At 52.6% G+C, this 13128-nt stretch carries 8 protein-coding genes and 2 pseudogenes; 7 read left to right on the plus strand and 3 right to left on the minus strand.

Annotation, left to right across the window (positions count from 1 at the left end):
* Positions 1 to 127: 127 nt before the first annotated feature.
* Positions 128 to 1252: a hypothetical protein gene (locus tag NAZ64_RS18475; RefSeq protein ID WP_061383755.1), complete on the plus strand. Its 1125-nt coding sequence runs from the start codon at positions 128 to 130 to the stop codon at positions 1250 to 1252.
* A gap of 234 nt (positions 1253 to 1486) precedes the next feature.
* Positions 1487 to 1917, plus strand: a pseudogene (locus NAZ64_RS18480) (hypothetical protein).
* A gap of 62 nt (positions 1918 to 1979) precedes the next feature.
* On the opposite strand, the gene metL reads toward NAZ64_RS18480, so the two are convergent.
* Together metL and metB are read right to left on the minus strand one after the other, a co-directional pair.
* Positions 1980 to 4412 (minus strand): bifunctional aspartate kinase/homoserine dehydrogenase II, encoded by a 2433-nt coding sequence (gene metL / locus NAZ64_RS18485; RefSeq protein ID WP_000110811.1) that lies wholly within the window; start codon positions 4410 to 4412, stop codon positions 1980 to 1982.
* 2 nt (positions 4413 to 4414) lie between these two features.
* On the minus strand, positions 4415 to 5575 hold the full coding sequence (gene metB, locus NAZ64_RS18490; RefSeq protein WP_000197210.1) for a cystathionine gamma-synthase: 1161 nt from the start codon (positions 5573 to 5575) through the stop codon (positions 4415 to 4417).
* Between the two features lie 264 nt (positions 5576 to 5839).
* Here metB and metJ point away from each other — a divergent pair, with 264 nt between their 5' ends.
* The 3 genes and pseudogenes from metJ to NAZ64_RS18505 all read left to right on the plus strand — a co-directional run bounded on the left by metJ (position 5840) and on the right by NAZ64_RS18505 (position 9268).
* Positions 5840 to 6157, plus strand: a complete 318-nt coding sequence (metJ, locus tag NAZ64_RS18495) for a met regulon transcriptional regulator MetJ (protein WP_000852811.1) — start codon at positions 5840 to 5842, stop codon at positions 6155 to 6157.
* A 456-nt stretch (positions 6158 to 6613) separates the two neighbouring features.
* Positions 6614 to 8404: an aryl-sulfate sulfotransferase gene (locus NAZ64_RS18500; protein ID WP_000899639.1), complete on the plus strand. Its 1791-nt coding sequence runs from the start codon at positions 6614 to 6616 to the stop codon at positions 8402 to 8404.
* A 200-nt stretch (positions 8405 to 8604) separates the two neighbouring features.
* Positions 8605 to 9268: pseudogene (locus NAZ64_RS18505) on the plus strand (TIGR02117 family protein).
* A 45-nt stretch (positions 9269 to 9313) separates the two neighbouring features.
* Here NAZ64_RS18505 and rpmE read toward each other — a convergent pair.
* Positions 9314 to 9526 carry a 50S ribosomal protein L31 gene (gene rpmE / locus NAZ64_RS18510; protein ID WP_000715284.1) on the minus strand — a complete coding sequence of 71 codons (213 nt, stop codon included), beginning with the start codon at positions 9524 to 9526 and terminating at the stop codon, positions 9314 to 9316.
* 203 nt (positions 9527 to 9729) lie between these two features.
* On the opposite strand from rpmE, the gene priA reads away from it, so the two are divergent.
* Both priA and cytR read left to right on the plus strand, forming a co-directional pair.
* Entirely contained in the window at positions 9730 to 11928 is a 2199-nt protein-coding gene (priA, locus tag NAZ64_RS18515; RefSeq protein WP_220569503.1) for a primosomal protein N', read from the plus strand.
* Positions 11929 to 12082: 154 nt separating this feature from the next.
* Positions 12083 to 13108 (plus strand): DNA-binding transcriptional regulator CytR, encoded by a 1026-nt coding sequence (gene cytR / locus NAZ64_RS18520; protein ID WP_000841337.1) that lies wholly within the window; start codon positions 12083 to 12085, stop codon positions 13106 to 13108.
* Positions 13109 to 13128 lie beyond the last annotated feature (20 nt).

Consider the following 13128-nt stretch of genomic DNA (forward strand, 5'->3'; position numbering starts at 1 on the left):
CCCTTTCAGTCATATAAAGATTCGCTACGTTACGTTCTGAAAGGTTTTTTTATGTGAGAGTCCTCACACCCGCGTACCGTTTTATGAAGGCAGAATCAACGACCTGCCAAAATCGTTGGTAAAATGTATGCCGCCTCTGTTCACCATTAATGCCTGCAAAAGCGCTGGTTGTCGCAATCTTGGGCTGCCTGACTCGCCGGATTATGTGTGGCCGGACTATCGCCTGGGTTATCCGGCATTGCATTGTCGAGCCTGCGGCAGTTATCCGCCGCTCTTCAACGAGGGGGAATTTCGCCGCTGGGCGTCTGCTTACATCGCGCAATATGCCAAAGAGCATGGTCACTTTTGCCCCGACTGCTATCAAAAAACATGGATTCGTTATGGACGTAATCCCGGCGGAACGCAGCGACTTCAGTGCCAGTACTGTAAGAAGGTCTGGACGCCAAAACAGCACGCGCTGAATGTCGCCGAAACGCCGGAACAGATTTGCAGTATTCCGCTGCTCGTACCGTTTCAGGGAGCGAATGCCTTCCAACAATTGTACTTTTTATTCAGTTTTGACGCTGTTCGCGGCAATGTTCTTCACCTTTCCAGCAATTTCACGTTACTTTCTGCCGGAAAGAGTTTGCATTACCACTGGAAAGGAATTGCGCCTCCCGAGGGTGAGAATGGCGATATTATTCACCGTATCGCCATTAAAGAACGGCAATTTTTACAGCGCAGCCAGTTCGATGAGATTCAGTATGGCCCGGCGGCGCTTAAACGTAACGCGCAAGGGACAATACTTCGCCCGGTCATTACGGCGCATGGTCATTTTCGGGTGCTGAAAAACCGCTTTCCTGATGTCGCGACACACATCATTGCCCATGAGTGTTTTTTGCGCGGCGCGGTCATTACGGCATGGGCGGAGCGGTTTCGCCAGCGTCTCTCCTCGCTGTGGTTCGTTGAGGAAGAGATAAACGATGACGATTGCCGCGCAGAGTGGCAACTGTTAGGCAAAACATGGCAGGGATGGTGGCAAAATCAGTGGCAACTCTGGGGGCAAGGTCACAACCGCAAAATGGTCTGTTCGTTAACCGGTTCCCACTTAGAACAAGGTGTCGCCGTTAATCTGGCGGCCAGTCGCCGCTTTGTTACCTGGCTATGGCAACAACCTGAATTCCAGCAAAGCGCCCACTATTCCGCCAAACGCGTCACGCAAATTCTGTATTTGCTGACGGAAAAATATAACTCACAATGGAATCACATTTAACCCAATGATGTAATGCCACGCATAAAAAATCACAGATTATCATTCAGGAGGCGCTATAGATTTAATCACCTCACATCCTGCTTTTACACGCTGAAAAAGAATAGAACTATTTGATAAAATGGCCCTTCGTTTTAAGTTAATATCGGCTATAAACGTTGTTCACATAATAAATATTTATTATCGATTTGAATAGTTCTATACATTCTTATTTTCTATGGAAAACAAGGGATAAATATGGAAATTACTTTACCGTCAATGTCAGATAAAAAATGGACCTGCGCCGATCTCCTGAGTAGCTATCGATTCTGGGGGATCACTTTTTTCTTTTTGGTGCTCTCTTTTATCGGTTCGCTGGGATCGTCGTATGGTGTTTATTTTTGGAGTAAATCACTGTCTATTCCAGCCGATCGTATTGGTGTTATTCTCGTTTGCGTAAATGGCCCATCTGACGTAGTCAGGCTTATCATAGCACAGCAATATTGTGTCTGACGCTTAGCGGCGAAATCCGAACATTGCTGGCGAATGCAAACGAAAATACGGGGATACAGAGCGGCTGGGCGCTATTTTGGGCCTTGCTGTTCCCACCTGTCGGCATAGCCATTATTCAGGCGAAGATGAACCGATTTATCGTCGCCAATGCAGAAAACGCATCTGACGAAGAATAAACAGATACCCCGGTTTGCCCGCTGCCGGATCTGGCGAAGCCGCTATCCGGCAGGCAGGCGTATTACAATAGCTGCGCCAGGCGGTTGATGTCAGACTGAATCGCCCCGGCGGTCACATCGCGACCCGCGCCCGGCCCACGGATCACCAACGGGTTATCGCGATACCAGCGGCTTTCAATAGCAAAGACATTATCGCACGGCAGCAGCGCCGCCAGCGGATGTTCCGGACGCACCGCTTCAACGCCGACGCGCGCTTTGCCATTGGCGTCGAAACGCGCCACGTAACGCAACACCAGCCCCAGTTCGCGGGCTGCCTCCAGACGCTGCACCATCTGTTCATTCAGCGCGTCGCCGTTTTCGAAAAAGTGATCGATAGACCCTTCTTCACAATGCGCCGGCACCAACGATTCTACACGCACCTGATCCGGCTCGATGTCGTATCCCGCCTCGCGCGCCAGAATCACCAGCTTACGCATGACATCTTTTCCGGAAAGATCGACGCGCGGATCGGGTTCGGTCAGTCCCTGCTGCCAGGCCTGATCCACCAGATCGGTAAACGGCACCGTACCGTCAAATTGCAGGAACAGCCAGGATAGCGTCCCGGAGAAGATCCCGCTGATCGAGAGAATCGTATCGCCGCTGTCAATCAGATCCCGCACCGTGTGGTTGATCGGCAACCCCGCGCCCACGGTGGCGTTATACAGCCAGTAACGCCCGGTTTTTTCAAACGCGTCATGAATCTGGCGATACTTATCGCTGGCGCTTGCGCCCGCCAGTTTATTGGCGCTAATCACATGAAAACCGTGGCTGGCGAAATCCAGATACTGATCGGCCAATTGCTCGCTTGCTGTCACATCCAGCACCACTAAATCATCATACGGATGCGCACGCATCCACAGGAATAGCGACTCTTCGTCCTGCTCAACGGCTTCATCATCAAAGAATGCCAGCGCGCGGCTGGCGTCCAGCCCCTCATAATTCAGCAGGCTACGGCGGCTATCCACCACGCCCGCCAGCACAAATTCAAAACCAGTACGCGCGGAAAGCGTGCTTTGCTCACGGGCAAACAGTTCAAGCCAACGGGAGCCGATGTTCCCCTTACCGAACAGCATCAGGCCAATGCGTTTTTCGGCACGGAAAACCGACTGATGCAGCCCCTGAATCAGGCTCTCAGTCGGGCCGGTACGCAGGACCGCCACCAGACTGATGCCCTCCTCCGACTGCCAGGTAAATTCCACTGGCTGACCTTTCAACTGCTGCCAGAAGCGATGGCAGTGTAGCGGATTGCGAGTAACGCCCGCACCGACCATCGCCACCAGCGCCAGCCCCTGCCGCAGGCGCAATTCGCCCGGCAGCCCGACATCGTCGAGGAGTTTCAGTACGCTATCCGCTACCTCGGCGGTATAGCAGAACTGCAATAGCTGGCGATCGCGATGCACGCCCACCGCCAACGGACGCGCCTGCGCCCGTTTTAAAATTTGGTCGAGCTCTTTATGCGCCAGCCTGAAATCCTGGCTGGCAGGCACCTGAAACTCAATCAGACAGATATCATCGTGACTGGTCACGATACGCGCGCCCGTCCCGGAAGCCAGCACACGTTCAATGCGCGTGGAGCCTTGATCCGGCGTGTAGCTACAGCGCAACTGGAGGTCAATATCGCTGCCGGAAACCGGCTGTAGTGTGCGGGCGTGCAGAACAGGCGCCGCCAGACGCGCCAGCTCGCTGGCTTCGTCCAGACGCAGCAACGGCAGCAGGCAGGCATCTTTCACTTTGCGCGGGTCGGCGCTATAAACGCCCGCGACATCGCTCCAGATGGTCACGCGGGAAACACCCGCCAGCGCGCCGATTTGCGTGGCGGAATAGTCGGAACCGTTACGGCCTAACAGGACTGTTTCGCCGTCGTGATTGCGGCTGATAAACCCGGTCACGACCAGACGTTTGCCAGGATGCTGCGCCAGTAGCTGTTGCAATAAAGGATAAGATAGCCCTTCATCAACCTGCGGCTGTGCGGCGCGTTCGGCGCGTAAAAATGCGCGCGCGTCCAGCCAGGCGGCATCCAGCCCCTGCTGATTCAGGACGGCGGACATCAATCTCGCCGACCAAATTTCGCCGTGTCCGACGATCTCAGCATAGACGGCATCCGTTACGCCGCCGTCGAGCAAGGCGGCAAGACGTTCCAGATCGCTGATAAAAGCGCTGGTTAAGTCATCTGCCGCATCGGCGGGAAGCAGCCCGCTAATCAGATCGCACTGGTAGCGGCGTAACGTCTGTAATACCTGATGCGCAGAAAGGCGATCGGTCTGGCTTAACTTGAGCCAGCTAATCAACTGGTTGGTGGTACTGCCTGCGGCGGACACTACCATCATATCGTCAGGCTGCGAATACTCCGCCATAATGCCTGCGACACGCAGGTAACACTTCACATCCGCCAGACTACTGCCGCCAAATTTATGCAGTTGACGACCTTTCGCCCCTGCCTGCGCAATCACACTCATGTTTACCCCTTGTTTGCAGCCCGGAAGCCATTTTCCAGGTCGGCAATTAAATCTTCGCCATCTTCAATACCGGTGGAGATACGCAGTAGCGTTTCGGAGATCCCGGCGGCGGCACGCGCCTGCGGCGACATACCGGCATGCGTCATGGTGGCGGCGTGAGAGATCAAACTTTCCACTCCCCCTAAAGATTCCGCCAGCGTAAACAGCGACAGCCCGCCCAGAAAACGACGCAGCGTCTCCTCATCCCCATCCAGTTCAAAACTCAACATTGCGCCAAAGCCTTTTTGCTGACGCGCGGCAATCTCATGTCCCTGATTATCCGGCAGTGACGGATGATACAGCTTTTTCACCAGCGGCTGGGTTTGCAGGTAATCCACAATCGCCTGCGCGTTGCGCTGCGCCAGCTCCATACGCGGCACCAGAGTTCGCAAACCGCGCAGCAGCAGATAGCTATCAAACGCCCCGCCCGTCACACCAATATTATTCGCCCACCACGCCAGTTCAGTGACCATTTCCGGATCTTTAGCAATCACCACGCCGGCCACGACATCCGAATGACCGTTGAGATATTTCGTGCATGAATGCAACACCAGATCGGCACCCAACGCCAGCGGATTTTGCAGCGCCGGGCTTAAAAACGTGTTATCAACGACGCTCACTGCGCCCGCCTCGCGCGCCAGCCGACAGATTTTCGCAATATCCACCACGCGTAACAATGGATTACTTGGACTTTCTACCAGTACCAGCTTCGGTTTTTCTTCCAGCGCCGCCTGTAAGGCGCGTTCATCGCCCTGATCGACAAACCGCACACGATAACAGCCGCGTGTCGCCAGACTGTCAAACAGACGATAACTGCCACCATAGCAATCATGCGGCGCGACCAGCAGATCGCCCGGCTTGAGGAAAACGGTGGTGACCAGATGAATCGCCGACATGCCGGTATTCGTCAATACCGCGCCCGCGCCGCCTTCCAGTTCCGCTAATGCACGCTGAACCACATCACGCGTGGGATTACCGCGGCGGGAATAATCATGCGCGCGCGGCTCATTGAAACCGGTAAAGTTATAGGTACTGGAGAGATGGATTGGCGGCACAACGCAGCCGTATTGCTCGTCGTCGTTTAATCCGCTACGCACTGCGATAGTGGCCTGTTTACGCGTCATATGAAGATATTCCTGGCTGAGTCGGTGAAAGTCAGGCCACAGATTAACCACTACCACAATAGACGTCAATACATCTGGACATCTAAACCTCTTTGCGTATAGATTGAGCAAACCGCAAATAGCCGTTAAAATTATATGCATTAGCGCACATCTGCGACCGCTAACTTCGTGTCAGGGCCGCGCCACTACGGTAAACTACGCGCGATTATGGTCCGGGCTCAGGTTCAGACCTCAATATTAATGACGAAGAGGATTAAGTATCTCATGGCTGAATGGAGCGGCGAATATATCAGCCCATACGCTGAGCACGGTAAGAAGAGTGAGCAAGTCAAAAAAATTACGGTTTCCATTCCTCTGAAGGTGTTAAAAATCCTCACCGATGAACGTACGCGTCGTCAGGTGAACAACCTGCGCCACGCCACCAACAGCGAGCTGTTGTGTGAAGCATTTCTGCACGCCTTTACCGGGCAACCCTTGCCGGATGATGCCGATCTGCGAAAAGAGCGCAGCGATGAAATCCCGGAAGCGGCAAAAGAGATCATGCGTGAAATGGGGATTGACCCGGAAACGTGGGAATACTGATAGCAAAGCATGCGGTCAGAACGCCTCTGGCCGCGCTTTTTTAACGATTCCCCCTGTACACGGCTATCTCCGACATTTTTCTAACCGTTCATCTTCCCGAATAGCCCTCGATAGATAAATTTGTCATACATGATAAGTTTCTCTTCGTTATTTTCCTGAAAAAAATCCCCGGCATGCCATAACCGATATAATTTTATTATATTTAAACTTCCAATCTTTATTTAAAGTTTCACGTAGCAAAGCGTACATGAATAATAATACACCGCTATGTATTTACTGAACAAATAGTATAACGATGAGTATTGTTAAAAAGACCATGGACACCTCATATTTGTGACCAACATCATTATTCCCCTCCGCGGATTGTTTTACTTTTTTAAATGTTTTTTCATCTCCAACAAATAAGAAAGTTAATATACATTCAACTTATCGATAATATCGAATGGGGAAATAAACATGTTATTTACAAGGAAAGTCTTACCTGTATTATGTTGCCTGTGTTTGAGCGGCAGCGTTTTAGCCTCAGGCGTTTTAGACCCAAACAGGCCAATGGTCGCATCAGCAGATGTCATTCCAGTACATGAAGGGCCATTAGGTATGGTCGATGTCGCCCCCTACGGCGGCGTTTTCCCATTAACAGCAATTATTAATAAAGCCAATCATAATGTACAGGACGTGAAGGTTACCGTTTTAGGGAAAGGGGAAAAAGGCATCCCGATCAGTTATGATGTCGGCCCGCAGGCTATAAATACCCATGACGGCATACCTGTATTTGGCTTGTATCCAGATTATGTCAATAAGGTTAAAGTTGACTGGACTGAAGAAGGTAAAAAACAAACATATACGTGGTCCATTTACGCCGCACCGGTATCATTACCCTCTACTACCGGGCAAACTGCCGTTCTTCCTACAGTAGAACCGGTTAAAGTCGATAGCTCGCTTAAAAATCGCTTATATCTTTTTAACCATATAACGGGGATGCCAAGAGCCGGCCACATTATGCATGTCGCAGGCGGCGCGGCGAACTGGGATTATACCGGTATCAACTGGATTAGCGATACGAATGGCGATGTTCGCGGCTATATGAATATTGATAAATTCCGTAACCAGGATGATATAACGCGCTTTGGTTCCATGATGAGCTTCCATCAGGTTAACGATGGCAATCTTATTTTTGGCCAGGGTCAACGTTACTTTAAATATGATTTCTTAGGCCGCGTTATTTCCGATAAACGACTGCCAAAAGGATTTATTGATTTTTCGCACGCCATTACCGAAACGCCGAAAGGCACCTACCTGCTGCGTGTCGCAAAAGAAAATTATCCATTAAATGGTAAATACACCATCAATACTGTGCGTGATCATATTCTTGAAGTTGACCAGAACGGCGATACTGTCGATTACTGGGATCTGCCAAAAATCCTCGACCCCTATCGTGACGACGTTATTCTGGCGATGGATCAGGGAGCGGTATGTTTGAGCGTCGATGCCGAACATTCCGGTCAGGTCATGACCAAAGAGCAGCTTGCAAAGCAACCCTTCGGCGATATCGCGGGCTCCGGCCCGGGCCGCAACTGGGCGCATGTTAACTCCGTCAGCTACGATCCTCGCGACGACAGCATTATCATTAGCTCGCGCCACCAGTCTGCCATCATCAAAATTGGCCGCGATAAAAAAGTGAAATGGATACTTTCCGATCCATCCGGCTGGAAAGGCGAACTGGCGAAAAAAGTGCTGAAACCCGTAGACAGCAACGGTAAACCGCTAACCTGCGAAGCGCACCACTGCGACGGTGGATTTGACTGGACATGGACACAACATACCGGTTGGTTAGTGCCATCCAAAAGCACCGGAGGTAAAACCGTCGTGACCGCCTTTGATAACGGAGATGCGCGCGGCATGGAACAACCGGCCATGCCGTCAATGAAATATTCCCGCGGCGTGGAATATCAGATTGACGAAAAAAATATGACGGTTTCCCAAATGTGGGAATATGGTAAAGAGCGTGGTTTTGACTGGTACAGCGCCATTACTTCCGTCACGGAATATCGCCCGGAAACCAAAACGATGTTCATGTACTCGGCTACAGCGGGAATGAGCGGTACAAAACCGATCGTTTCCGTTCTGGATGAAGTCAAAGACGGTACTCAGGATGTGATGCTGGAGCTAAAAGTACACAGTAACCGTGCCGGTATGCTGGGTTATCGGGCGCTGATTATCGATCCAGAGCAGATGTTTAAAAAATAAAGCGAGATAGTAAAAGTAAAACAGGCGGAAGCTAACTTCCGCCTGAATGGTTAAAACGTATTGTAGTTATGACATTCGCTTTATTACCCTCGAAGAGGAATGCAAAAATATCAATGAATTACCAATCCGGCACCGACCCGATAAGCGCAGCGTCATTAGACAAACGCCACAACATACCGCGCCTTTGCTGGTGATATGTCATGAAAAATCTCTTTATCGCCTGGTTAAGTTTATTGCTATATGGCTGCACAACCTTTCCACAAGCCGTAAAACCTACGACAGGCGGACAGCCCTCCCCGACGGAAATCTATATCGTCAGTCATGGCTGGCACACGGGAATTATTGCGCCGGCCCATGATGTTAATACCGTTCTGCCACAGCTTAAAAAACGGTTCGCTCAGGAGACGCAGTGGTATGAAATCGGCTGGGGCGATAAGGGCTTTTATCAGTCACAAGAAATAACCACCGCGCTTACGCTCCAGGCCATGTTCTGGTCATCCGGCGCGGTTATGCACATCGTCGCCTTTTCCGGTCAACCAGAACGCTATTTCGCCGGTAGCGAGATAAAATCACTGCTCCTGCACACAAACCAGCGTAACAGTCTGATGCGTTATCTGGGCCGCAGCTTTGCTGCGTGACGAAGAGGGTAATCTGATTCCGTTAAAACAAGGAATTTACGGCGATAGCCAGTTTTACGCCGCGAATGGCCGCTACGGCATACTCAATACCTGCAATAAATGGACAGCGAAGGGGCTGGAAAGTGCGGGACTGACTATAAATCCTTCGTTAAAACTCACGGCAGGAAGCGTAATGAAAGCGATTACGGATCACAGAATGTGTCTGAACAAATACTGTTATCCCTAGAAAACAAAAAAAGCGCCCTGCGGCGCTTTTTTTTCTGGCGGTAACTTATTTGCTGCCAGGGATGCTGAAGCGCTTGTTGAAGCGCTCAACACGACCACCGGTATCAACAACACGCTGCTTACCAGTGAAGAACGGGTGGCATTTGCCGCACACGTCCAGGTTCAGGTCGTGACCCACGGTAGAGTGGGTTTTGATAACATTACCGCAAGAACAGGTTGCAGTAATTTCTACGTAATTCGGGTGAATACCTTTTTTCATGGGGAACCTCAGTGTAAGGCCGCGTCGCTCTTCCAGCCCTAACGCCAGACACCACGCGAAGTTAATAGTAAAGGGTTTGATGCTCACAACACGCACCAAAGGCGGCGAATCATACAGAATTTGACCACCGTATGCAAACTGATCCGCGCTCCCTTATCGTAATGTGTATACTACCCGACGAAATTTCAAGTCAGGAAGATGCTATGTCCGTCGCGCACGTTGCCTTGCCCGTTCCGCTTCCCCGAACCTTTGATTACCTGCTGCCGGAAGGCGGGGTCGCCAAAGCCGGGTGCCGCGTGCGCGTGCCGTTCGGCAAGCAGCAAGAGCGCGTGGGCATTGTCGTCTCGATTAGCGACCACAGCGAATTGCCGCTCAATGAATTAAAATCGGTCATTGAAATCCTGGATAACGAGCCAATCTTTTCTCCCTCCATCTGGCGCTTACTCCTCTGGGCGGCGGATTACTACCACCATCCCCTCGGCGACGTTCTGTTTCACGCTCTGCCGGTTTTACTGCGTCAGGGAAAACCAGCCAGCAACGCGCCCCTATGGTATTGGTTCGCCACCGAAGAGGGGCAAGCCGTCGACATCAACAGCCTGAAACGCTCCGCCAAACAACAACAGGCGCTGGCGGCGCTGCGGCAAGGAAAGATCTGGCGCTATCAGGTAGCCGAGCTTGATTTTACTGACGCCACGCTGCAAACGCTGCGGCGTAAGGGGCTTTGTGAGCTTGCCAGTGAAACGCCCGCGTTTACCGACTGGCGGGAGCGTTATGCCGTCGCAGGAGAGCGCCTGCGGCTGAATACCGAACAGGCGACAGCAGTCGGCGCAATTCACAGCGCGTCGGACGGTTTCTCCGCCTGGTTGCTGGCAGGCGTAACCGGTTCCGGCAAGACCGAAGTGTATCTGAGCGTGCTGGAAAACATCCTCGCCCAGGGCAAACAGGCGCTGGTGATGGTGCCGGAAATCGGCCTGACGCCGCAAACGATCGCCCGTTTTCGCGAACGTTTTAACGCGCCGGTGGAAGTGCTGCATTCCGGGCTAAACGACAGCGAGCGTCTTTCGGCATGGCTGAAAGCGAAAAACGGCGAAGCGGCGATTGTCATCGGCACGCGCTCCTCGCTGTTTACGCCGTTTAAAAATCTTGGCGTAATTGTCATCGACGAAGAGCACGACAGCTCTTATAAACAGCAGGAAGGGTGGCGCTACCATGCCCGCGATTTGGCTGTGTATCGCGCCCATAGCGAGCAGATCCCGATTATTCTCGGCTCCGCCACCCCAGCCCTGGAAACGCTATACAACGTGCGGCAGAAAAAATACCGGATGCTGCGTCTGACGCGGCGCGCAGGCAACGCCCGCCCAGCCCTGCAGCATGTGCTGGATTTAAAAGGCCAGCGTCTTCAGGCGGGACTGGCGCCCGCCCTTATCGCCCGTATGCGCCAACATCTCCAGGCCGACAATCAGGTAATTTTATTTCTTAACCGCCGGGGATTCGCGCCCGCGCTGCTTTGCCACGACTGCGGCTGGATTGCGGAGTGCCCGCGTTGCGATCACTACTACACGCTGCACCAGGCGCAGCATCATTTACGCTGTCATCACTGCGACAGCCAACGTCCGGTACCGCGTCAGTGCCCCTCCTGCGGCTCCACACATATGCTACCGGTTGGGTTAGGGACGGAACAGTTGGAGCAGGTGCTGGCGCCCTTCTTCCCCGGCGTGCCGATCTCACGAATCGACCGTGATACCACCAGTCGTAAAGGCGCGCTGGAGCAGCATCTGGCGGAAGTTCACCGCGGCGGAGCGCGCATTCTGATAGGCACACAAATGCTGGCGAAAGGCCATCACTTTCCGGACGTCACGCTGGTGGCGTTGCTGGACGTCGATGGCGCGCTTTTTTCCGCAGATTTTCGTTCGGCGGAACGCTTCGCCCAGCTCTACACTCAGGTTTCCGGCCGCGCCGGGCGCGCGGGCAAACAGGGCGAAGTGGTGCTCCAAACGCACCATCCTGAGCATCCCCTGCTGCAAACGTTACTGTATAAAGGCTATGATGCGTTTGCGGAGCAGGCGCTGGCGGAACGGCAAACGCTCCAGCTTCCGCCGTGGACCAGCCACGTCATTATTCGCGCAGAGGATCACAACAATCAGCAGGCGCCCGTCTTTCTCCAGCAGTTGCGTAATCTGATTCAGGCCAGCCCGCTATCAGACGATAAGCTGTGGATCTTAGGTCCGGTTCCGGCCCTCGCGCCAAAACGCGGCGGCCGCTATCGCTGGCAAATTTTACTTCAGCATCCTTCACGGATTCGCCTGCAACACATCATCAGCGGCACGCTGGCGTTGCTCAATACGCTCCCTGAAGCGCGGAAAGTTAAATGGGTTCTGGACGTCGATCCGATTGAAGGATAGTCCTCACGATGCGAGGCGGATCGTAAAATTAAAGATCCATCACACTTTTTATGAAAATTCTGTAACCGCTTCCACGCACTATCTGATAAAAATGTTTTCGATGAGTGTTACCAGGGATAGATCTGCGCCAGCAGTTCCCAGGCGAGGAGAAAGAGTGAAATCGAACAAGCAGGTTACTGCCGCTACGATGAAGGATGTTGCGTTGAAGGCGAAAGTCTCTACGGCAACCGTATCCCGCGCGTTAATGAACCCCGATAAAGTCTCCCAGTCGACCCGTAGCCGGGTTGAACAGGCCGCGCTTGAAGTGGGTTATTTCCCGCAGTCGATGGGGCGAAATGTAAAACGCAATGAATCCCGTACGATTTTGGTGATTGTCCCGGATATTTGCGATCCCTTCTTCAGTGAAATTATCCGCGGTATCGAAGTGACCGCGGCAGAACAGGGGTATCTGGTGCTGATTGGCGATTGCGCCCATCAAAACCAGAAAGAAAAAACCTTTCTTAATCTCATCATCACCAAACAGATCGACGGCATGGTACTTCTCAGTTCCCGACTGCCCTTTGACGCTAGCGTTGAGGAGCAGCGCAATTTGCCTCCGATGGTGATGTCGAATGAGTTCGCGCCGGAGCTTGAATTGCCGACGGTACATATCGATAACCTGACCGCCGCGTTCAACGCCATGAATTACCTGTTGGATTTGGGCCACAAGCGGATTGGTTGTATTGCGGGGCCGGAAGATATGCCGCTCTGTCACTATCGCTTACAAGGTTACGTACAGGCATTAAGACGCAGTGGCATTGTGGTCGATCCGCATTACATCGCCCGTGGCGACTTTACCTTTGAAGCCGGGGCAAACGCATTAAAGCAGTTGCTTGAGCAACCGTTGCCGCCTACCGCCGTCTTTTGTCATAGCGACGTAATGGCGCTGGGCGCGCTCTCCTGGGCCAAGCGCCAGGGTCTGAAAGTACCTGACGATCTGTCGATTATCGGCTTTGACAATATCGCGCTGGCCGAGTTTTGCGACCCTCCGTTGACAACCGTGGCGCAGCCGCGTTTTGACATTGGTCGCGAAGCGATGCTGCTGTTGCTCGATCAGATGCAGGGGCAAAATGTGAGCAGCGGCTCGCGTTTAATGGATTGCGAGCTGATTATTCGCGGTTCTACGCGCGCTTTACCCTAAAGTAAATAGCTTTAAGACTC

It is taken from the genome of Salmonella sp. A1325, from assembly GCF_056991255.1.